The organism is Leucobacter sp. GX0328 (assembly GCF_053567315.1).
This window is the reverse complement of the sequence record NZ_JBSGPC010000003.1, coordinates 26,762-49,076: the sequence shown is the minus strand read 5'-3', so window position 1 is coordinate 49,076 and position 22,315 is coordinate 26,762. Positions and strand designations below refer to the sequence as shown.

Sequence of the window (22,315 nt, the reverse complement as noted above, 5' to 3'; positions counted from 1 at the left end):
CGGGCTTCGCGAGGGCGTCGGGGTCCGGCGGTTCAAGAGGGGTGTGGAACGGTCGCCTACATGCGTTCGAGGTAGCGTTCGATGTCCCACTGCGTGACGGCGATGCGCGACTGGTGCGCCTCCCAGCGCCGCATCTGCGAGTAGTGCTCCACGAAGTCGGCGCCGAAGTACTTCTTCGCCATCTCGCTCCGCGAGAACTGGTCGACGGCCTTGTCGAGCGTGTTCGGCAGGCGCATCGATTCATCGGCGTCGAGATCGTAGGCATTGCCGACGACCGGCGCTCCCGGGTCGAGCTTCCGTTCGATGCCCTCGAGGCCGCTCGCGATCGTGGCCGCGAGCACGAGGTACGGGTTCGCGTCTGCGCCGGCGATGCGATTCTCGACGCGAGCCGACGGCCCGGAGGACGGGATCGAGCGCACCGCGACCGTGCGGTTGTCGACTCCCCACGACGTATTCGAGCCGGCGAACTGCCCGCCCTCGACGCGCTTGTAGGCGTTCGGCGTCGGCAGGTACAGCGCGGTCATCTCGTGCGAGTACTCGAGCACGCCTGCCATGAAGTGCATACCGATCTCGCTGAGCGCTCGGCCGTCCTCCGGGTTCGAGAACAGGGTCGCACCGGTCTCCGGCGAGTTCATGCTCATATGCACGTGGCCGGAGTTGCCCGCGGCATCGTTCTTGATCTTCGCCATGAACGATGCGGTGTATCCGTGTTCGGCCGCGACCTCTTTCACGGTGTTCTTCAGCAGCAGAGCGCTGTCGGCCGCCGAGAGCGCCTCGCCGTAGTGGATATTCACCTCGTACTGCCCGGGGCCGTACTCGCTGTTGCTCGCTTCGATGAAGACGCCGATCTCGGCGAGGCGGTCGCGGATGTCTCCGATGAGCCAGTCGGTGCCGCTGTCGCGGCAGATGCTGTAGGCGTACACGCCGTCGTTGATCGGCACGAGGTCGCGATAGCCGCCTCGGGCGAGCTCTCGGGGTGTGCCCTCGAAGAGGTAGAACTCGAACTCGTAGGCGCAGAGCGTGCGCAGGCCGGCCGCTTCGGCGCGCTGCACGACCCGTCGCAGGATCTCGCGGGGAGCGAGCGGCATCGGGTCGCCTTCGAGCGTGAAGGCATCGCAGATCACCGCGGCGACTCCGGGCTCGCCGGGCACGACGTGCAGCGTCGACAGGTCCGGGATGAGCGCGAGATCGGGGAAGCCGGTGTGGGGACCGGTGTACTGCAATCCGGGGATCGGTTCGCCCTGGACGTCCCAGCCGAAGAGGAGGTCGCTGAAATGGCTTCCCTCCGTGGCGACGGTCTTGAGGAAGAACTCCGCCATGATGCGCTTACCGCGCCAGATGCCCTCCATATCGGGGGCACCGACTTTGACGACTCTGATCTCGTTCTCGACGAAGTAGCGCTTCAAGTCGGTCGAGGGGTCGTATCCACGAACTCCATTGTTCATTAGTGACTTACCTTTCGTACGGGCAGTGAGTGCACGGTCCACCGTATTGAAACCGTCCCCCGGCAGACTGTGCATTCTGTACATAGCCGTCCGTGGCGCGGTGCAGGCGGCACGGTGGAACCTCGTTCAGCGGGCCGCCTGCGGTCATTCGCGATCCGCTCGCCGCGAGCCGCGTGGAGCGGCCACGACTCCGAGGAAGTTCGTGACGAACCGTTCGCACGCCGGCCCCACTTCGTCCTGGAGACGCGCGAACTCGGCAACGGTGCCGTCGAACTCCGGCAGGAAGTCGGGCATCGTCGCGGACACGGCGTCGCGCCAGTTCGCGTATTCCTCGAGCCCGATCTCCGGGTGGAACTGCACGCCCCAGGTCGAACCGCTGCGGAACGCCTGATGCGGGTAACGGGCGCCCGCTGCCAGCAGCACCGCGTCGTCGGGCAGGCGGGTGATGGCATCGCCGTGCATCGCCCCGGTGAGAAAGGTCGGCGGAAGGCCGCGCATGAGAGGATCGCCCGCGGCGACTTCGGTCACGGTGATCTCTACGACACCGGTCTCGATCCCTGCAGCGCCCCGACGCACTGCGCCGCCGAGCGCCGAGGCGAGCAGCTGGCCGCCGAGGCAGATGCCGAGCGCCGGGATCCGATCGCGCCGGGCTTCGCGCAAACGCGCGCGCAGATCCTCGAGCCAGGGGAACGCTTCGGTGTCCCCGTCGCCCATGTCGCCCCCGAGCACCATCAGCCCGTCGTATCCCTGCAGCGTCTCCGGGATCGCGCCCGCGATATCGGCGAGTCGCACGTCCAGGTCGGCACCCGCAGCGCGGGCCCATCGCTCGATGCGTGCGGGCCCGCAGTCGCGGTCGGGCTGCAGCACGAGCACGCGCGGTCGCGAGTGCACCGCCCCAGTCGCTCCATCCATATGGCTCAGTCCTCCTCTGAAACTCCGTCGTGTTCGGCGATCGGCCCGAGCACCGCGCACCGGTGCCGGTTCGACGCGGATACATCAGACCAGACGGCACGGCGATCAATATGTGCATCGCGCACATACGCCGGCACGCTTCAGTGCCGTTTGCATGCGTGGAGCCGGGCCTTTTCCTCGAGAGTGGAAACGACCTCGAGCCCGGACGGGCATTCGAACCGCGATCGGCACCGTCGCCGGCCCGCAGAAACGAATTGAGTATTGATGACTTCAGTATCCGCCGCAGAATTGACGATCCTGTACGGCAGCCAGACCGGCAATGCCGAGTTCCTCGCCTACAACATCTCCCAGGACGCAGAGCGGGCCGGCATCTCGACCGAGCTCCTCACCCTCGACGACGCCCTGAGCGAGAACACGCTCTCGTGGCAGCGCCTGTTGATCGTCACATCCACCCACGACAACGGCCATATGCCCGAGAACGCCGATGCATTCTGGTCCTGGCTGCAGACCTGCGAAGCCGGCCAGTACGCCGGACTCCCCTACGCCGTGCTCGCGATCGGCGACTCGATGTACGAAGACTTCTGCAAGGCCGGTCAGGATTTCGACGGCGCCTTCCAGGCGCTGGGCGCCACCACGATCCAGGAACGCATCGAATGCGATGTCGACTTCGATATGACCGCGGCTCCCTGGGTGAAGACGTTCCTGGCGGCCGTGCCCGATGTCTCCCCGTGGGAGCCGGATGCGCAGGTGCTGGTCGATACCGAGACAGCGCAGCAATTCGCCACAGCCGCCGAGGCGTGGCGCACCGCGCGCATCTCGAGCAGCCGCAGTCTCACGGCGCCGGGCTCCCGGAAGCAGGTCGTCCATTACGATCTCGAACTCCCCGATGACTTCGAGTACCTGCCGGGCGATTCGGTCGAGATCAAGCCGCGCAACTCCGCGAAGCTCGTCGCGGAGTGGCTGACCGCGTTCCCGGGCATCGAATCAGTGCGCATCGCCGATGAACAGCTCGACCTGCGCGAGGCGTTGACCGACCGGCTCGAGCTCAGGCTCCCCCACATCGGCCTCATCAATGCGCTCGTCAGCAGGATCACCTCGTCCGAGGCCGCCGATCGTATCCGCAACCTGCTCGACTCCGGCGAGCGGTACGAGATCGACGACTGGCTGTGGAGCCGCGACGTGCTCGATATCGTCACCGAACTCGGGTTCGCCGGGACCGACCTGCAGGCCATCGTCGACGTCATGCGCCCCGTGCAGGCGCGCTCGTACTCGATCGCTTCCTGCCCTCGGGCCGCGCAGGGCAGGCTCAGCCTCACCGTCTCGACGATCTCCTACGATGCCCGGGGTCGACTGCACCTCGGAACGGGTACTCACCACCTCGACTCCGCACTGGGGCAGGAAGTCTCGGTGCGCCGGATCGTCGCCCACGATTTCCGTCTCCCGGAAGACGATGCCCCCGTCATCATGATCGGGCCCGGCGTGGGAGTCGCACCGTTCATCTCGTTCCTGCAGTCCATCGAGGGGCGCGAGCGGAAGAACGATGCCTGGCTCTTCTTCGGCGATCAGCATCGCTCGAGCGACTGGCTCTACGAGCACGAGATGATCCGCTGGCAGGAGGCCGGAGTGCTGACGCGCCTCAGCCTCGCCTTCTCCCGGGACGGCGACACGAAGCACTACGTCCAGCACGAGATCGCCGAGCAAGCGGAGGAGCTGCGGTCCTGGCTCGCGCGCGGCGCGCACATCTACATCTGCGGAGACAAGAACCGTATGGCGCACGATGTCGAGAAGGCGCTCGCCGCCGTCCTCGAGACGAGCACTTCCGAACGAGACGGCGGGAGCGGAAGCATCACCCTGGAGTCTCTGCGCGACGCGGGCCGCTATGCGAAGGACGTCTACTGAGGCGCCGCTACGATGGGGAGACCTACGGTGCTTCGCCGCCCGATAGTTCGAAGACGGTTCGATCGCTCGATGATGAGAGGATGAAGCACTTGGACGATCCTGTTGCCCCCCGCGACTCGGGAGTGCAGTTCGCGCAGCGCAGGGCCGATGTGCTCTCGGGGCTCGTGCGGATCTTCTCCCAGGAGCAGGAGCCCGCCGGGCTCGTCGAAGCCGCCGTCAACCTGGTCGCTCGAGCTACCGGCGAGATGAGCGTGTTCGTCTATTTCTGGGACCCCGACTCCGAGCGTCTCGAACTGCGCACGATGACGCACGCAGATCTCGGATACTCCGCGAGCAACATCAGCATGCGTCTGGGGGAAGGCCTGACCGGTTGGAGCGCACTGCGCCGCCAACCGATCCTCATCAACGAGGGCTACCGGGACGACCCCCGCTTCATCTCGCTCGACGGGGTCGCAGAAGACGCGTTCGAGTCGGTGCTGACGGTACCGATCTACGACGAGGAGGCGCTCTACGGCGTCTTCGCGATCTACTCCGTCGAACGGCACGCGTTCGGGCAGGCCGAGCTCGATATCGCCGAAGAGGTCGGCCTGCTGCTCGCGAGCGCCCTCAAGCGCGCTCAGACCGTGCGCGAACTCGAGCTGCAGTCCGCCACCGCCCGCTTCCTCATCGACCTCCCGCCCCTATCGGGCGTATCGTTCCCCGCCGCCGCCAGGGAATGCGCACGGCGCATTCTGACCTTGCTCGACGCCGACGCCTGCATCATCAACTACGTCGGCTGGCTCTCGATGGCGACCGAACCGATCGCCGTGGCCGAGAGGCTCGGCGATCCGGAGCGCCCCAAGGTATGGCTCAGCCATTCGAAGCATCAGGCCCGCGACGTCGAGAAGCGGTACGAGAGCAAGGGGTACGACCAGATCTCCGCCTCGCTCGGATACGGCATCTCGCACGGCGTGCTGACCTGCTTCAGATCGCGGAAGTTCACGAAGGAGGAAACCGATCGGCTGAACATGCTCGCTACGCAGGTCGGCGTACTCATCGAGAACATCGGCGTCGCGCCGAACCGGGCGGCGCAGATGATGGCGCTGCTCGCCTCCGACCGCGAGGACCAGATGCTCGAGAGCCTCAAGTACCTCGGGTGGAAAGGGAACGGATTCATCCCCGCGCTGGTCCAGGTCAAACGGCTCGGCGCCGATGTCGAAACCTTCGGGCGCATCGTGCAGGAGTCGGTGCTCTCCGAGCTGGGGCCCGAGACGCTCCTCGCGCAATCGGGAACGCTGGTCGTGCTGCTGGTGCAGGTCGACCTTTCGGCACCGGAATCGACCGCACTGACTCGGATCACCCAGTGGCTCGCACGTCTCGAGCAGACGATCGGCATGAGCGCGGATATCGGCATCGGTCAGAGCACGATCCGCACGAACAGTATTCGCAATGCGCTGATCCAGGCTCGGGCGGCACTCGCGTGGGCGAGCTTCTCCTCCACGCGCAAGGCCCCGCAGGTGATGGCCTACGATTCCATCCAGTCCGTTCGTGATCTCCCCCGCCTGGTCTACGAGCTCAGCTCAGGCGTGCAGCAGTACTGCGAGAGGCTGCGGCCATTGCTGAAATACGATCAGCAGCACGGCACGCAGCTCGTGGAGACGGTCGAGGTCTTCGCGCTGCACGGGGGTTCGATCGCCAACGCGGCCGAAGCGCTCTTCATCCACCGCAACACCCTGCGTCAGCGGCTCTCGCGCGCGTCGACGCTCATCGAATCGGATCTCGGCCAGGAGAGCCATTGGCCCGAGATCCTGCTCGCGACGAGGCTGCTGCAGCAGGATCAGATCTAGCGCTGCGCAGCCTGACGTTCGAGACGGCGCAGCAGCGGTGTCAGCTGCTCGGCCGCCGTTTCGGGATGTTCGGGATGCCACTGCACACCGGTGATCGGAGCGCTCTCGTGCACGACGGCCTCGATGATGCCGTCATGCGCACGCCCCGCCACGACGAGGCCCTCGCCGAGCGCATCGATGGCTTGATGGTGCGAGCATCGCACGGCATCAGCGACCAGGTCCTGGTCGTAGTCCCCGTCCGGAGCGAGTTCGATGGCATTCGTCGCGAACGATTGCATCCCGGGGGCCGAGAGGCGATGCCGCCCACCGGTCTTGAGATGCTGGATCAGCGTGCCGCCGAGGGCGACGTTGATCAGCTGCAGCCCCCTGCAGATGCCGAGCACCGGCTGTCCGGCACGGAGCGCGGTATGCACGGCGATGAGATGCGCAGCATCGGCGCGCAGCAGGTACTCCCCGCTTCCGTCGTACTCCCGTGTGCCTCCGTAGAATTCCGGGGCCACATCCTCGCCGCCGAGAATCACGATGGCGTCGGCATCCGCCGCGACAGCGACGGACTCGTGCAGCGGCAGATCGTTCCCTGCGACCGCTTCGCACTCCCAGCCCAACGCGGTGACCGCCGTCTTCGCCGCCGTGCCCAGCTCGAGCAGAGCGCCGTGGTACACGGGGATGTGAGGCCTCTGATCACTCAGATGCAGCAGTGCGATCTTCAATTTCACCTATTCCTTCTTCGCGTTCGTCGAATGCCGTACCGGCCGAGTCGCCCATGGCCGGCCGCGGTGAATCCGACTTCCAACCAAATGGCAAGCCCTTTATATGGGCATTTCATCCACTTCATGGCGTGGATATCCATAATATAGGACGACTTCATCGATTCCCTTGCTCTATATTCTCAGCCCAAATACGGTGGCCATAATCTGCGGAGCAGATCGCGCCCCGGCGGGGCGTTTCTCGTCTTGATCATGAGGAGTCGGAATGACTACTACGGCGGGCCAACAGGTCCAGGAGTTTCAGAAGAAGCTCGGTTTGAAGGATGTCATCGCGCAAAGCCTGTCGGTGATGGCGCCCGCAATGTCGGGGGCGTTCATCACCTATCAAGCCGCCATCAAGGCTGGAGGAGCAACGTCGCTCTCCTTCCTTCTCGGAGCGCTCGGAATGCTGTGCGTGGGATCCGTGGTCGCACTGTTCGCCAGGACCATCTCCTCCTCCGGCTCGATGTACACCTACCTCAGCAAGGGGGGCAACCGCACCACCGGCTTCGTCGGCGGCTGGGGATACGTCGCCGCCTACCTGCTCTTCGCAGGCGGCGTGCTCGCCGGTTTCGGTTTCTTCATGTCGACCCTCGTCGACCTCCTGTTCGGCGGCACGATTCCCTGGTACTGGTTCACGCTGATCGGCCTCGCCATCATCGCGCTGCTCAACTTCTTCAACGTCGCGGTATCGACGCGCAACCAGCTGATCTTCCTCCTCGTGAGCATGGTCATCATGCTCACGGTCTCGTTCATCGTGATCGCCATCGGGTCGCCCGACGCGAGCGTCGTCGACGGCGAGACTCCGATCGCATCGGCCGGAGCGCACTTCGATATGGCCGTCTTCTGGCCGCCCGCCGTCGACGTCCCCTGGATGGGCATCTTCTTCGGCATGGGCTTCGCGATGCTCTCGTTCGTCGGCTCGGAGTCTTCCGCGTCGCTCTCGGAGGAGACGAAAGACGCGAAGCGCAATATTCCGCGCGCCGTCATCGGCTCGGTGGTCATCGCCGGCATCTTCTACCTGATCGTCACCTATGCCACCGCCATCGGATTCGGCGTCGAGCAGGCCACCACCGATTGGCCGCTCGCGGCGACCGGTCTCGCGGCAGTGGCGCCGAACACTCTCAGCTCCGCGCTGGTGCTCGCCTCCGCGGCCGGGGCGAGCCTCTTCTGCGCTCTCGGCCTGCACACTGCGACTTCGCGCGTACTGTTCGCCATGGGGCGCGAGGGCGTGCTGCCGCAGGCGCTCGGCCGGCTCCACCCGCGGTGGAACACCCCGTGGAACTCGATGCTCCTGGTCATCATCCTGATCGTCCTGCTCATCGGCGGCCCGGTACTGCTGACCCCGTACGAGGTTCAGGTGGCGCTCGTGGGCGGCATCGACGATTACACGACCGGAGGCCAGTACGCGTTCTCGCTGCTGCTCGGCTACGGCACTCCCGTGGTGATCTTCGTCTACGTGATGCTCGGCATCACGGCGATCCTCCACGGCCTGCGCAACCGCTCCCCGAAGTTCGTGTGGGCGGGAGCGGCCGCTGCGCTGTTCTCGATCGTCGCGATCATCGGCGGGCTCTACTTCTCCTTCATCCCGTCGGAGCCGGGAGCCGAGATCCCCATGAGCATGCGCCTCGTACCCTGGGTCGGCATCGCGATCTTCGCCGTGGGCCTCCTGCTCGCGCTCTGGATCCGCGCCAACCGCAAGCAGGTCTGGGCCGACATGGGCCACATGTTCGACGAGCTCTAGAAGCCGCGCCCGAAGCAGTTCGCCCCCGCTGAGATTCTCAGCGGGGGCGATCTGCTTGATGCCGCAGGCGCTTGCGGCTTACGCCTCGTCGAAGACGATGAGGTCTCGCAGCGCCTCCCCCTTGCGCATGGCGTCGAAGCCGCGGTTCACGTCCTCGAGCCGCATGCGCGAGCTGACCATGCCTTCGAGATCCAGCCGGCCGTCGAGATACATCGACACGTATCGAGGCATGGCGACACGGAAGTTCTGCGCCCCCATGTAGGCGCCCTGCAGCTTGCGGTCGTCGAGCAGCAGGCGCCCCTGGACCGGGAATGTGCGGCCGGCGGGCATCAAACCGATGATGGTGGCGGTGCCGCCGACGGCCAGGCTCTCCAGCGCCGCTGTCGCGGTCGCTGCGACGCCGACGGCCTCGAGCGCATGATCCACGCCGTCCGGGAGGACTTCGCGAATCTGCTCGGCGAGATCGCCGTCTTCGGGCGCGAGCACCTGCGTCGCCCCCAGCCGCCTCGCGACACCGAGCTTCTCCGCATTGAGGTCGATCGCGATGATCTCGGAGGCGCCCGCGATGCGCGCGCCCTGGATGGCGCTGAGACCGATCCCCCCGCACCCGAGCACCGCCACGGTCTGCCCGGGCTCGACGCGGGCCTTGTTGAAGACCGCGCCGAGACCCGTCGTCACACCGCACCCGATGAGCGCGGCGAGGTCGAGCGGCATGCGGTCGTCGATGCGCACGACGGCGCTCTCATGCACAAGGAGCGTTTCCGCGAAGCTCGACACGTTCAGGAACTGGTGCATCTCCGCGCCGTCCCGATGCAGCCGCGGCGCTTCGCCAGGGCCGCGCCGGCTCTCCGTGCTCTCGCAGAGGTAGGAGCGGCCCGAGAGGCAGCGATCGCAATGCCCGCAGAATGTTGCGAGGCAGGTGATCACGTGGTCGCCGGGCGCGAAGTCCTCGACGTCGGCCCCCACTTCGACCACCACCCCCGCGGATTCATGCCCGAGCACGGAGGGCCGGGGTATTTCGAAGACGCCGTTGAGGTGATTGAGATCGCTGTGGCAGAGACCCGCCGCGGCGGTGCGGATGAGCACCTCGCGCGGACCGACACTGCCGACCTCGACATCCTGAATGATCAGGTCGCTTCGCTCGTGTTCGAGTACTGCTGCTTTCATCGGAGGTTCTCCTTCTCTGTGCGGCCGACGGCGCATCGACGTCGAGGCGCCGTCGGCGTGCGGTGGGTGTGCTGGTAGCTCAGATCTCCGCAGACGCGGTCGGGGCCTCCCCCGGTTGCTCCCGGCGCGTCTCGCAGAGCTTGACGAAGCTGCGGAAGACGCCGCCATGAGCCTTCGCTTCGGGGTGCCATTGAACCCCGATCAGGCCTCGACGCTGATCTTCGATGCCCTCGATCGTGCCGTCATCGGCATGCGCGGTGACGACGAGCCCGCGCCCGAGCTCATCGATCGCCTGGTGATGGTAGGTCGCGACATCGGCCGTTTCGTGGATGGCGCCGCGCAACCAGCTCCCCTCGACGGTGCGCACGCGATGCTCGCCGAATGCGTTTCGGGCCGGGTTGTGGATCGCGCTGCCGACGACCGCCGGAAGATGCTGGATGAGCGTGCCGCCCAGCACGACATTCAGCAGCTGCAAGCCTCGGCAGATGCCGAATACCGGCGCTCCCGCACTGATCGCCGCTTCGATGAGCGCTGCCTCCCATGCATCCCTGGCTCCGTCGAAAGGGCCTGATTCAGGCGCTACGTCGGCTCCATACCTCGCCGGATCGATGTCCGCACCCCCCGCGAGGACGAGGCCGTCGAGGCGGGATACGACGTCGGCGGCATCCTGCTCGAATCCTTGCCGCGGTTCGGTCGGCACAGGGATCAGGACGACTGTCGCCCCGGCGGACTGCAGATGCTGCGTGTACGACAGGGACAGCAGGTGCGCCTGCCCCTCCCACACCCGCCAGCTCGCCTGCTCGAGGGGAACGGGAATGCCGATCACCGCCCGATTCCGAGTGCGATCCCCCCGTGAACCGTGGCCGCCGCCGATCGCCGGCGAGAAATTTTTGCTCATACCAAATAGTAGTCATGAGGCGATATTCAACACAATGGACTCACCATTTATTTTCGCGTCACCGCCTGCTCGACGACCGGAGTCGGCGCGTGAACGCGGCGAGCCGCGCCCCCGGGCTCCGTGATGGAGCGCTGGGAGACACGGCTCGAAGCGCGGGCCGCGCCTCCGCACGGCCCCGGACGGATCACATAGTGGGCATGACGAAGCTCGCGCCCTCCTTGATGCCCGAGGGCCAGCGGCTCGTCACCGTCTTGGTCTTCGTGTAGAAGCGGAACGCATCGGGACCATGCTGGTTGAGGTCGCCGAAGCCCGACTTCTTCCATCCCCCGAAGGTGTGGTACGCGATCGGCACGGGAATCGGCACGTTCACGCCGATCATGCCGACGTCGGCGCGGGCGCTGAAGTCGCGGGCCGTATCTCCGTCTCGCGTGAAGATCGCGACACCGTTTCCGTACATATGATCGGTGACGAGCGCGAGGGCTTCTTCGTACGTATCGGCACGGGTGATCGACAGCACCGGACCGAAGATCTCTTCGCGGTAGATCGCCATATCCGTCGTCACATGATCGAAGAGCGTCGGGCCGAGGTAGAAGCCCTGCTCATGACCCGGCACGGTGTAGCCGCGCCCGTCGGCGAGCAGAGTGGCCCCTTCGTCGACGCCGATCTGGATGTAGTTCTCGACACGGGCCTTGGCCTCCGCGGTGACGAGCGGGCCGTAATCGGACTCGGGGTCGAGTGCAGGGCCGACCTTCAACGTCCCCACCCGCTCCACGAGCTTCGCGGTGAGCGCCTCCGCCGTCTCCTCCCCCACGGGAACCGCGACGGAGATCGCCATGCAGCGCTCGCCGGCCGAACCGTACCCCGCGCCCATGAGCGCGTCCACGACCTGATCCAGGTCGGCATCGGGCATGACGACCATGTGGTTCTTCGCACCGCCGAAGCACTGGGCGCGCTTGCCGTGCCTGGCGGCCGCCTCGTAGATGTACTGAGCGATCGGCGTCGACCCGACGAAGCCGACGGCCTTGATGCGATCGTCCTCCAGAATGGCATCGACGGCGACCTTGCCGCCGTTGACGACATTGCACACACCGGCCGGCAATCCCGCCTCGATGAGCAGCTCGCCGAGGCGCAGCGGTACGGAAGGGTCGCGTTCAGACGGCTTCAGGATGACCGCGTTGCCCGCCGCGAGCGCCGGGCCGAGCTTCCACAGCGGAATCATCGCCGGGAAATTGAACGGGGTGATGCCGGCGACGACCCCCAGGGGCTGACGCATCGAGAAGACATCGATGCCCGTCCCCGCCGAGGTCGAGTACTCGCCCTTCAGGTGATGCGGTGCGCCGAGCGCGAACTCGATGACGTCGAGCCCGCGCTGAATATCGCCCTTCGCATCTTCGAAGGTCTTGCCGTGCTCGCTCGAAAGCACGCGGGCGAGCTCGTCGCGCTCCTGCTGCACCAGGGAGATGAACTTCATCAGCACCCGGATACGTCGTTGCGGGTTGGTCGCCGCCCAGGCCGGCTGCGCCGCCTCGGCGACCCGGATCGCCTCCGCAACCTCTTCCCTGCTGGCTATCGGAAGCTTCGCCTGGACCTCGCCGGTGCTCGGGTTGAAGACATCGGCGAACTCGCCCGATGTTCCCTCCCGGTGCTCTCCTCCGATGAAGTGCGTCAGAGTACGAATGGTCATAGTATTTGTTCCTCTCAAGCTCAATACGCGCCGTTATGCCACCTTGCATAGGTCACGATCACCATCATGCTTATCTTGAGCAAGAAAATCAATGGCATTACCAAATAGGGTTCGATCGATTCCCCGCCCCTGCGGATGTCGCAGCGTTCCTGTACTGATTCGCCGTATGCTTGCGGCAGAGATCGATTCCGAGGAGACGTCCGTTGGCAGAGCTTCAGCACACCCCCACCGACACCGCTTCGCCGCCGCGATCGCACCGACCCGAGTTCGATTTCGACATGATCTCCGGTCTCGGTCAGGGCACTCCCCTGGCCAACCCGTTCGAACAGGTCATGGCGCACCTCGTTTCGCGGATGCACACGGGCGAACTTCCCTTCGGCACGCGCCTCCCGCCCGAACGCGAACTCAGCGACTACTTCGAGGTGAGCCGTGTCACCCTGCGGGCGGTCATCCGCACCCTGCAGCAATCGGGCTACCTGAGAACGCTGCGCGGCCGCAGCGGCGGCAGCACGGTGATCTGGCAGGGCGAGGGCGATGAGGGCGCGCAGAAGCCTGCGCGGTTGAGCTCCGCGATGCAGGCCCGGCTGCTCGACAGCCTGGCGTTCCGATCGATTCTCGAGCCGGGCGCTGCCGAGCTCGCTGCAACGCAGCAGCTGACCGCGGAGCAGGAGCAGGAATTACTGCGTTTACTCGAGGAAGTGACCGCCGCCGGCATGAATGCGCGCATTCCCGATGCCGAACTGCACGGGTACATCGGTCAGCTGAGCGGCTGCAAGGCGCTCTCCGAGTCGATCGACAATCTGCAGCTGCTGCTCAACGAACAGCTCATGCAGGTGCTGCCCGAGATCGGCCCCGCCATGGATCATTCGAACGAGCAGCACGAACGGATCGTCAAGGCGATTCTCCGATCCGACCCGGCCGCCGCTCGCACCATCATGCACGAGCACGTCGAGGCGACCCGCGGCCTCATCGTCGGGTTCATCCGCTGACGGCGAGCCCCTCGGCGAGCCACTCGAAGACGGCGGCGGCCGGCCCCTCGGGGGCCGCCCGGTGCCCGGTACCGGCCCAGGCGTGCACCCGTTCGGTATCACCCGCGCGTGCCGCGGCCTGACGCAGTTCGCGGGTCAGGTGATGCACCTCCGGATACCCGGTCGGCGCCTCCGCGTCGTGCCGGTCGATGAATCCGCAGTGCAGCGCCCGCGCGGGGCGGCCGGTGAAGGCGCGCGTCAGCACGGTGCCGTGGTCCGCCGAGTCGGGACGTGTCCGGGCCGCATCGAGCGCTGCCCGGTGCGCCCTCGAGGTGCCGGCCTCGTCGGTGCGCAGCAGCAGCGTGCCGACCGCGACCGCCGAGGCGCCTGCAGCGAGCAGTTCGGCGACGGCGTCCGGGCCGTCCACTCCCCCGGCCGCGATGCGGGGCAGCGGGCACGCAGCACTGACCAGCCGCACCAGCTCCGCGGTCTCGAGGGGCGTCGGAGTGCGCACCGGGTCGTGCACGGCGCTGTGGCCGCCCGCTCGCGGGCCCTGCACCGTCAACCCGTCGACTCCGAGCCGCTCGGCGGCGATCGCCTCCGGGACGCTCGTCACGGTGGCGAGCACACGCGACCCCGCGCGCTGCAGCGCTTCGACGTCGGCCCGGGGCGGCAACCCGAAGGTCAACGAGACGACCGGCACCGGCTCGCGTACGAGCAGGTCGATCTTGCCGGCCCAGGCGTCGTCGCCGCCGTGCGGTTCGGGGTCGAGCTCGAGCCCGTAGCCGTCGGCCTCGGGCTGCAGTCGGTGCGCGTACGCGGCGAACGACTTCCGATCGACCCGCCGCGTCGGCGGCACGAAGAGGTTCACGCCGAACGGCGCACTCAGCCCCCGCATGCGATCGATCTCTGCGGCGAGCGCCTCGACGGTCTTGTTGCCGCCCGCGATGAATGCGAAGGCGCCCGCTTCGATTGCTGCGGTCGCGAGGACGACGGTGGTGGGGCCGCCGGCCATGGGCGCGGCCACGAGCGGATGGCGGGTATCGAAGAGGTCTCCCATGCTTCGACCCTACTCCGGGCTTCGGACGCATGAGGCGCCGGGCCGGCCGCCTCAGTCGTCGTGGTCGGTCTCGATGTGCGCGATCTCCCGGTGCCCGTTGTGCAGCACGAAGATCTTCAGCCGGCCTCCGGAGTCGTGCAGTACCGCCTGCAGCGCGCCCTCGGTGCTGCCGGTCTCGCGGGCGAAGGCGTCGGCGATGAGCTGCGCGTAGGGGGCCGTGCGGCTGTCGCGCTGCCACAGCTCCGAGCGCGCGAGCGACTGCGCGACCGCTTCGATGGTGCCGGCGTCGAGCGCCTGCCCGGCGGCGGCCTCGACCTGCGTGCGGTCGAGCAGGTACACCGATTTGATCGCGTCCTCGTAAGCGACGGTCACGAGATCCGCGGCGGGTGATCCCTGTTCGCCCTCGGAGCTCTCGGGGGCCGCGTCCTCGTTCAGTGCGCCCGCCTGCCCGTTCGCCGGCGTCTCCACGGCGGGAGGGGTCTGCTCGACCGTCTCTCCCGCTGAACCGCAGGCGCTGGTGGCAGCCACCGCCGCGAGCGCCAGGGCGGCGATGATGCTGTTCGTTCTCCTCGATGTCTTCTCCATAGCCCGTCCAGGCTAGCCGCCGCCTGCACCGGCAGGCTGAAGACGCGTTACGGTTGTGCACCCGGCCAGGTCCGATGACCGGTTCCGGAAGCGCTCCATGGACCTGGCGCGCTCGCCCCTTCCGGGAGAACTCGGCCGGTGCTACTGTCGCGAATACATAGGGGCATCGCACCGAACGCATATGTTCCGGAAAGGACGCCATGCTCGCTAACAGGCATCGCGCGCTGGGCATATCGCTGACGTTCGTCGCTCGTACTCGGTTGCACCGCGCCACGACCGCCGCCGCTGCGGCCGTCCTCGTACTGGGCGGCGCCGCCGCGTGTTCGCCGAACGAGGGTGGAGTGGAGCCGATCCGAAATCTGGCCGATATGCCGGGAGAAGCCGCGAGAGTGATCGACGAGCCCGCCTATGCGCACGCACGATGGTCGATCTCGGCGCTCGATCTGTCGACGGGCGAGACCCTCATCGATATCGACGGCGAGAAGATGGCCGAGCCGGCGTCGTTCACGAAGACCTACACGATGGGCGCCGCCTGGCTGCGCTGGGGCCCCGACCACGTTGTCGAGACGCCGGTGAAGGCGCAGGGCGACGTCATCGACGGGGTGCTCGACGGAGATCTCGTGCTCGTCGGCATGGGCGACCTCACTCTCGGAGGTCGCACGGGGGCCGACGGCACCGTCGACTTCGAGAATTTCGACCACAACGACGCGAACGCCATACCCGGTGCGACGCTCACTGCAGAGGATCCGCTCGCCGGGCTGAACGACCTCGCGGCCCAGGTGAAGGCGTCGGGCATCGATCGCGTGACCGGCGACATCGTGGTCGACGACCGCCTGTTCCACGGCGAGCTCGAGGGGCAGCCGATTTCCCCCATCATCGTCAACCAGAACCTCATCGACGTGCTCGTCACTCCCGGCGGTGCGGGCGAGCCGGCACGGGTCGAGATGCGCCCCGAGGTCGCGCCCTGGCAGGTGACGAGCACGGTGCAGACGGTCGCGGCGGGCGAGAAGACGAGCTCGGGCGTGTCGAACCCGCGAATCGTCTCGAACGGCGAGATCTCGATCGACGGGTCGATCGCCGCAGGCAGCGTCCCCGTGCTCAAGGTCGTCGCATTCGATGACCCCGCGACCTTCGCGCGCACCGCCTTCATCGAGGCGCTCGACCGCGCGGGAGTCGCGACGAGCGCACCGCCGACGCGCATCAATGCGACCTCGGGGCTTGCCGCTCCCGACGCGGTCGCCGCCCTGCCCACGGTCGCCGCGCTCGAGTCGCTGCCGCTCGCCGAGCAGGCGACCTATGTGCTGAAGGTGAGCTACAACCGCGGTGCGCAGACCACCGTATGCCTCTTCGCCGTCGAAGCGGGGTCCGACGACTGCGCCGACGGCCTGGCCGAGATGGGCCGCACGCTCGCCGACGCCGGGCTCGATACGACCGGTATCTCGCTGATCGACGGGTCGGGCCTCGCAGGCAACCTCGTCACTGCCGAGAACAGCGTGGAGCTGCAGCGGATCATGTTCGCACGGCCCGACGCCGAAGCGTGGATGCGCACGTTGCCCGTGCTCGGGGTCGACGGCTCACTCGCGGAGGTGCAGGTCGGCAGCCCGGCAGCGGGCCTCGTGCACGCCAAGACCGGCACCCTCGTCGGCGGCGATCAGCTCAACGGGCGGTTCCGCCTCGAAACGAAGGCGCTCGGCGGTGCAATGCGCACCGCCTCCGGGCGCGATGTCGCATTCATGATCATGCTGAATAACGGCTTCACCGCGGATATCGACGGTGTGCTGCAGGCGAACGACGATGTCGGCGCGGTCGCCGCGGCCATTCAGCAGGCCTACTGAGCCGCGGCATCACGAGCGGGAACGCGGGCTCCGCGATCGCGATGATGAACGCGAGCAGCGCATCGATCCCTGCAACGGCGGGCATACCGATCAGCGCTGCCGACCGTGTGCGTACCAGTACATGATGAGGGTGCCGCGCGCCGATGCACACCGATGCAGCGGGCATCAGGCGCATCCGATCGGGGCGTCGGGTTCAGAAGCCCGTGGCGGTACTGGAAGCCCTGCGGCCGGGTGCGCGTTGGCGGGATGCCGAGAACGCCTCCCGGGCGAGGGCGAGATAGTCCGCGACATGCTGAGATTCGATCTCGGCGACGCTGTTCACACGAACGTGCTTGCGACCCGATCTGCCGCCCCTGCCTTCAAGATGACCGTAGACGTCTTCGATATGCGCGCCACCGTTGATCTCGACGGAGACATGATTCTTGTAGGCGTATATCCCCGCGAAGGGCGACGATTCGAGGGTGTAGTGCAGGCCGCCGTACTTGAAGTGTTCATCAGCGTCGGGAAACCCGCGTGTGATCAATCCACGAAGCCGAGTGACGATCTCGTAGCGCCCGTCTGCCTGCTCCTCGAGAGCCGCGAGAAAGCCATCGATCCCGTCGATCATGCCTCGACCGGCACCCAGACCGATAGCTCGTTTCCGCCCGGCTCACGGAACTGGAAGCGTCGGCCACCGGGAAAATCGAAGGGTTCTACGGTGATGCTCCCACCAGCGGCGATGACGGCGGAACGCGCCTCATCAAGGTCGGCGACCTGGAAGATCGCCAATGGCGGCGGCGCAGCTTCTCCCGAAGTCGTCTCGAACGCCACCGTGAAGCCGTCTCCGGCGTGAACATCCACATAGGAGTCGCCGTAGCACGTGTTCTCGTACTGGAACGCCTCAGCCATGAACGCAGCCGAGGCTGCCGCGTCGGATGAATACAACTCTACGGTGGTGAACTTCGCCATGTCTTCGAGAATAGTCGCACCGGACCGACACCGACAGGCTCCGCAGCAGGCCGTCCGCGGCGATCCTCGCCAGCGATCCCGGTCCCAGAACGAAAAAACCTTGCCCGCGGGATCGCGGGCAAGGTTCGAACATTTCTGATTACGTGGACGCAATTGGGCGCTGTGGGAACAGGCGACCACGGATTCAGAAGCTCGTCTCCGCGTGGAATCAAGGGATTCGCGAGGATGCCGACGACGCGGGTGAGGTTGATGATGAGCGGATCGCGGCGTCAGTGGAACCAAGTAAACGACCTCGAACACGGCTCACGGACAACGAAGTGGACGGTATGCGAACAGCGCGCGACCTTGGCGTAAGCGTGAAGGCCATCGCGAAGCAGTTCGGGATTCACCGGGGCACGGTGTGGGCGAAGACTCGATAGCGGCGTGGGAGTTGAACTGATCCGTTCCCCCTCGCACACGAAATCGTGAATCGGCGTTCTGCCGCATGATTCCGCGGTTTCTGCGAGGCCCACCTGTGGATAACTGCACCGCGATTCACAACCTAGCAGCGTCGGTAGCACATGAGTTAGCACATGAAAGCGGGCCGGATCACGAGAAGCGGCCTATCCGATGGCCACGCCAAAGAGTGCCCCAATGGCGTATGTGGCGATCATGGTCGCTGAGCCCATGACCACGTTCCGGAGAATTGCGCGACCGCGCGGCGCGCCACCGAGCGCAGCGCTGATCCAACCGGTGAGGAAGAGGCCGATCACAACTGCGATGGCTGCGATCCAAACTCGGTGTCCGCCGACGGGGAGCAAGATCATGATGAGTGGGATCAGCGCTCCAACGGCGAACGCAATGAACGATGACACGGCGGCTGCCCACGGGCTTGTGAACTCTTCATGGTCGATTCCGAGTTCGACCTCTGCGTGAGCGGCGAGAGCGTCCGTCTCGGTAAGCTGCACCGCGACCTGATGTGCGAGGTCATCTGAGAGGCCCCGCTGTCGATAGAGCTCGGTGAGTTCTTCAAGCTCCTCCTCGGGCATGGTTTCGAGCTCCCACCGTTCTTTTGCGATGAGCGCTTTCTCTGTGTCGCGTTGGGTGCTCACCGAAACATACTCTCCGCCAGCCATTGAGAACGCCCCGGCAACTACGGCGGCGATACCGGCCGTCGCGATTGCCAGTACGTTGTTTGGTGTAGCGGCAGCGACACCGACGACGACACCCGCGGTAGAGACGATGCCGTCGTTTGCGCCGAGCACCCCTGCACGTAGCCAGTTCAAACGTTGGCCCACGTTCTGCAGGTGGGCTTCGCCGGGATGCGGCGTGGTGCTTGAGTCGGATGCCATATTGTTCATTTCCTGTCTTGGGTCGTGCTGAAGTGAAGTTGTTCCGTCGATGCGACTGGTGATGATCGTGTGATTCGCTCAGATCGTGGGCCGACTGCACGGAGTGCGCCGAGGATGGCCACCAGGTCAACGACTTCTTGCAGCCACGCGCCGAGGAGTGCTGGGAGGAACCCGAAGGCGGCGATGAGCATGAGGCCGACGCTGATGATGATGCCGAGCCAGATGCTTTGCAGTGCGATCCGCACGGTGTCCTTGCCGATGCTCACCGCGCGCGGCAGGGCCGAGAGCGTGTCGTAGCGGTTCACGATGTCCGCAGACTCCGATGCTGCGGTTGCACCGCGCGCCCCCATTGCGAAGCCAATATCCGCAGCAGCGAGCACCGGGGCATCGTTGAGGCCGTCACCGACCATGATGAGCGGGCGGGGCTGCACGCTACTGACAATGCGAACTTTGTCGCCGGGGCGGCACTCCGCGTGCACCTCGCTGATTCCAAGGCGCCGCGCGATGGGTTCGGCGGTGGCTGCAACGTCTCCGGTGACCATGAGCGTACGCTCGATACCGAGTGCGCTCAGCTGACGGAGAGCCTGGGCTGCTTCTTCGCGCACTTGGTCGCGCATGACGATGGCTCCGGCGAAACGGCCATCGACTGAGACGTAGATTGCGAGTTCCCCTGGAGCAAGGTCTGCCAGCACGAGGTCCGGCGCGGAGTGGCGCACCCAGGAGGGCTTGCCGACACGAACCGTCACTGCCTCAGGTGCGTCAGGAGTGCGGAACACAGCCGCGACTCCGTTTGTCGCGATCTCCTCGGCATGTTCGGCTTCGACGAGCGACAAGCCGTGCTGTTTCGCGGCCTGCACGACGGAGTCCGCAAGCACGTGAGAGGAGTACACCTCCGCTGAGGCTGCGAAACGCAGCAGCTCGTCTTCGCTGGCGCGGTCGGCGGGCAGAAGGCGTTCGAGCACTGGCTTGCCGGTAGTGATGGTGCCGGTCTTATCGAATGCCGCCGAGCGGGCTCGTGAAAGCTGTTCGAGGGTGCCGCCGCCCTTGACGATCAGCCCGAACCTCGCGGCACGGCTCATGCCACCGAGAAACGCGACCGGCGCGGCGATCAGCAGCGGGCATGGGGTCGCCACCACCAGCACCTCGGCAAACCGGACAGCCTCTCCACTGACCGCCCACGCGATCCCGGCGATCACGAGCGCGAGCACTGTGAACGGCACCGCGTACCGATCTGCGAGCCGCACGACTTTGGCTTTGCTCCCCGCGGCTTGTTCGACGAGCCGAACAATCTGCTGATACTCGCTCTCGGCGGCCGGAGCCGCAGCCCGCATGGTGACTGCGGCCTGTCCATTCACCGCACCGCTCGACACTTTCTCTCCCGCGTCACGCTCAACGGGCAGACTTTCACCGGTCAATGACGACTCATCGAACACGGCGTGCTCGGAGACGAGGATCGAGTCCACAGGCACGAGTGCACCCGGCCGCACCAACAACAGATCACCCACCTCGACTTCTTCGACCGGTATGTCCTCGGTCGTGACCTCGGCAGTATGCCCGTGCATGTCCGCGCCGGGTGCGCTTGGGGCGAGGATGCGCGTGGCCTGCTGGGGTGCCTTACGCAGCAGCGCGGTCAGTTCCCGCTTCGAACGGTTCTCAGCGTAATCTTCGAGGGCCGCCCCGCCGGTGAGCATCAGCACCACCACGAGCGCCGCCCACGGCTCCCCAACGAGCACTGCAGCGGTGATTGCCGTCACCGCAAGAATGTCGAGCCCGGCGTGCCCTCGGATGAGCTGCCGGATCATCCCGACCGCCTCCCACCCGGCAATCACGAGCGCATACGCACCCACAATCCAGCTGGCCGACTCAATGGCCGGAGTCGCTAAAAGAACCAACCCGATCATAGCCACCAACAGTGTTGCGATCACGAGTGGATATGCCCTGACCAGAGATGAAAAACGGCTCATGCTTCAATCCTCCCAGGCGGGCACGCTTCTCGCATTGCAGGCCAGCCTCGCCTGAGTATCCGCGTAGCGCGTTCAGAGCAGCAATGCCCCGGCTCCTGCGGCCCCGAGCACTACCGCCCATGCCGGTGTTTTCCAGGACGTGAGTGCGACAAACGCGAGTGCCGCGACGACGAGTGATGCGGCGTTCGTGACACCCGCGGTGAATACGGGGTCGTACAGCGCGGCGGCGAGCAGCCCGACGACTCCGGAGTTCACGCCCGTCAGCACACGCTGCACTCTCGGCGCACCACGCAACCGCTCCCAGAAGGGCAGCACCCCCATCACGAGCAGCGCAGACGGCAGAAAGATCGCGAGCAGCGCAATGGATGCGCCGAGCAGCCCACTCGGGCCGCCCGTGGTGACCGCTCGGAGAAACGCGGCGAAGGTGAACAGCGGCCCTGGCACCGCCTGCGCGGCACCATACCCCGCGAGGAACGCACCCGGCTCCACCAGTCCAGTCTGCACTGTCTCAGCCTGCAAAAGCGGGAGCACGACATGCCCGCCGCCGAACACGAACGACCCCGCACGATAGAAGGTGTCAATCAGGCCTACCGTGGCGTTGCCGGTGAACACAGCAAAAATCGGCAACCCTGCGAGCAGCATGACGAACACAGCCAGGCTCAACCATCCGACTGCGGGCCGCAGGCGCACCCGGAAACGCGGTTCATCGTTCTCGGTCGTGCTCGGGGATCGACAGACGAAGAACCCCGCGATCCCGGCCAAGGCCATCGCGCCGAACATCGTCAGCGGGCCGGGTACGAGCAGCACGACAGTGAGCACCCCGACAGCAATCGTCGCTCGTCGCGCATCAGGCGTGAGTGACTTTGCCATCCCGAGCACAGCATGACCCACGACCGCGACCGCCGCAGCCTTCAGGCCCAGCACCCATCCAGCCTGCGATACGTCGCCAAGGGTCGATACGCCGAGCGCGAACCCGAACAGCAATACCGCAGATGGCAGTGTGAACCCGAGCCATGCCGCGACAAGACCGAGTATTCCAGCTCTCTGCAAACCGATCGCCATGCCGACCTGGCTTGATGCCGGGCCGGGAAGAAACTGGCACAATGCGACAAGATCCGCATACGCGCGATCACCCAGCCATCTGCGTCGCTCGACGAACTCTGCTCGAAAATATCCAAGATGAGCGACCGGGCCACCGAACGACGTGCACCCTAACCTCAAGAACACCAGAAGGACCAGCAATGGCGCGCCAAAGTCGGTTCGACGGCCACTTTCTGCGGATAACATTTCTTACTCAGAATGG

The 22,315-nt window shown here is 66.0% G+C and carries 18 protein-coding genes; 5 read left to right on the top strand and 13 right to left on the bottom strand.

Annotated features, from left to right (window positions below):
• Nucleotides 1–56 precede the first annotated feature (56 nt).
• Nucleotides 57–1,445, bottom strand: coding sequence for a glutamine synthetase family protein (locus tag ACUYTF_RS11345; RefSeq protein ID WP_434143266.1), 1,389 nt, complete (start codon nucleotides 1,443–1,445; stop codon nucleotides 57–59).
• 144 nt (nucleotides 1,446–1,589) lie between these two features.
• Complete coding sequence (locus tag ACUYTF_RS11340; protein ID WP_434143262.1) at nucleotides 1,590–2,357, bottom strand: glutamine amidotransferase-related protein; 768 nt, start codon at nucleotides 2,355–2,357, stop codon at nucleotides 1,590–1,592.
• Between the two features lie 264 nt (nucleotides 2,358–2,621).
• On the opposite strand from ACUYTF_RS11340, the gene ACUYTF_RS11335 reads away from it, so the two are divergent.
• Nucleotides 2,622–4,256: a flavodoxin domain-containing protein gene (locus ACUYTF_RS11335; RefSeq protein ID WP_434143260.1), complete on the top strand. Its 1,635-nt coding sequence runs from the start codon at nucleotides 2,622–2,624 to the stop codon at nucleotides 4,254–4,256.
• 89 nt (nucleotides 4,257–4,345) lie between these two features.
• Nucleotides 4,346–6,082: a GAF domain-containing protein gene (locus tag ACUYTF_RS11330; protein WP_434143258.1), complete on the top strand. Its 1,737-nt coding sequence runs from the start codon at nucleotides 4,346–4,348 to the stop codon at nucleotides 6,080–6,082.
• Here the strand turns inward: ACUYTF_RS11330 and ACUYTF_RS11325 are convergent.
• A complete protein-coding gene (locus tag ACUYTF_RS11325) occupies nucleotides 6,079–6,798 on the bottom strand; it encodes a gamma-glutamyl-gamma-aminobutyrate hydrolase family protein (protein WP_434143256.1) in 720 nt (239 codons plus the stop codon). The genes ACUYTF_RS11330 and ACUYTF_RS11325 overlap by 4 nt on opposite strands.
• A 256-nt stretch (nucleotides 6,799–7,054) precedes the next feature.
• Between ACUYTF_RS11325 and ACUYTF_RS11320 the strand changes: the two genes are divergently transcribed.
• Nucleotides 7,055–8,572, top strand: coding sequence for an amino acid permease (locus ACUYTF_RS11320; RefSeq protein ID WP_434143255.1), 1,518 nt, complete (start codon nucleotides 7,055–7,057; stop codon nucleotides 8,570–8,572).
• Between the two features lie 78 nt (nucleotides 8,573–8,650).
• Here ACUYTF_RS11320 and ACUYTF_RS11315 read toward each other — a convergent pair whose 3' ends face one another.
• The 3 genes from ACUYTF_RS11315 to ACUYTF_RS11305 form a co-directional block, all read right to left on the bottom strand.
• The gene (locus ACUYTF_RS11315; RefSeq protein ID WP_434143253.1) at nucleotides 8,651–9,739 is read right to left on the bottom strand and encodes a Zn-dependent alcohol dehydrogenase; all 1,089 of its coding nucleotides are present in this window, start codon (nucleotides 9,737–9,739) and stop codon (nucleotides 8,651–8,653) included.
• Nucleotides 9,740–9,818: 79 nt separating this feature from the next.
• Nucleotides 9,819–10,565: a gamma-glutamyl-gamma-aminobutyrate hydrolase family protein gene (locus ACUYTF_RS11310; protein WP_434143252.1), complete on the bottom strand. Its 747-nt coding sequence runs from the start codon at nucleotides 10,563–10,565 to the stop codon at nucleotides 9,819–9,821.
• A gap of 256 nt (nucleotides 10,566–10,821) precedes the next feature.
• Nucleotides 10,822–12,321, bottom strand: a complete 1,500-nt coding sequence (locus tag ACUYTF_RS11305) for a CoA-acylating methylmalonate-semialdehyde dehydrogenase (RefSeq protein ID WP_434143250.1) — start codon at nucleotides 12,319–12,321, stop codon at nucleotides 10,822–10,824.
• A 203-nt stretch (nucleotides 12,322–12,524) separates the two neighbouring features.
• Here ACUYTF_RS11305 and ACUYTF_RS11300 point away from each other — a divergent pair, with 203 nt between their 5' ends.
• On the top strand, nucleotides 12,525–13,310 hold the full coding sequence (locus tag ACUYTF_RS11300) for an FCD domain-containing protein (RefSeq protein ID WP_434143248.1): 786 nt from the start codon (nucleotides 12,525–12,527) through the stop codon (nucleotides 13,308–13,310).
• On the opposite strand, the gene ACUYTF_RS11295 is transcribed toward ACUYTF_RS11300, so the two are convergent.
• Both ACUYTF_RS11295 and ACUYTF_RS11290 read right to left on the bottom strand, forming a co-directional pair.
• A complete protein-coding gene (locus ACUYTF_RS11295) occupies nucleotides 13,300–14,349 on the bottom strand; it encodes a nitronate monooxygenase (protein WP_434143246.1) in 1,050 nt (349 codons plus the stop codon). The two genes, ACUYTF_RS11300 and ACUYTF_RS11295, sit on opposite strands and share 11 nt — an antisense overlap.
• A 51-nt stretch (nucleotides 14,350–14,400) precedes the next feature.
• Entirely contained in the window at nucleotides 14,401–14,934 is a 534-nt protein-coding gene (locus ACUYTF_RS11290) for a hypothetical protein (RefSeq protein WP_434143244.1), read from the bottom strand.
• Nucleotides 14,935–15,323: 389 nt separating this feature from the next.
• On the opposite strand from ACUYTF_RS11290, the gene dacB reads away from it, so the two are divergent.
• The gene (gene dacB, locus ACUYTF_RS11285; protein WP_434143243.1) at nucleotides 15,324–16,769 is read left to right on the top strand and encodes a D-alanyl-D-alanine carboxypeptidase/D-alanyl-D-alanine endopeptidase; all 1,446 of its coding nucleotides are present in this window, start codon (nucleotides 15,324–15,326) and stop codon (nucleotides 16,767–16,769) included.
• A gap of 193 nt (nucleotides 16,770–16,962) precedes the next feature.
• Here the strand turns inward: dacB and ACUYTF_RS11280 are convergent, their stop codons facing one another.
• The 5 genes from ACUYTF_RS11280 to chrA form a co-directional block, all read right to left on the bottom strand.
• Nucleotides 16,963–17,376, bottom strand: coding sequence for a DUF1801 domain-containing protein (locus ACUYTF_RS11280; protein WP_434143241.1), 414 nt, complete (start codon nucleotides 17,374–17,376; stop codon nucleotides 16,963–16,965).
• Complete coding sequence (locus tag ACUYTF_RS11275) at nucleotides 17,373–17,717, bottom strand: VOC family protein (protein WP_434143239.1); 345 nt, start codon at nucleotides 17,715–17,717, stop codon at nucleotides 17,373–17,375. Before ACUYTF_RS11275 ends, ACUYTF_RS11280 begins: the two co-directional genes overlap by 4 nt.
• A 602-nt stretch (nucleotides 17,718–18,319) precedes the next feature.
• A complete protein-coding gene (locus ACUYTF_RS11270; protein WP_054682433.1) occupies nucleotides 18,320–19,048 on the bottom strand; it encodes a VIT1/CCC1 transporter family protein in 729 nt (242 codons plus the stop codon).
• A gap of 5 nt (nucleotides 19,049–19,053) precedes the next feature.
• A complete protein-coding gene (locus tag ACUYTF_RS11265; protein ID WP_054682432.1) occupies nucleotides 19,054–21,012 on the bottom strand; it encodes a heavy metal translocating P-type ATPase in 1,959 nt (652 codons plus the stop codon).
• Nucleotides 21,013–21,084: 72 nt separating this feature from the next.
• Nucleotides 21,085–22,299: a chromate efflux transporter gene (chrA, locus tag ACUYTF_RS11260; protein WP_449279846.1), complete on the bottom strand. Its 1,215-nt coding sequence runs from the start codon at nucleotides 22,297–22,299 to the stop codon at nucleotides 21,085–21,087.
• Nucleotides 22,300–22,315: the final 16 nt, after the last annotated feature.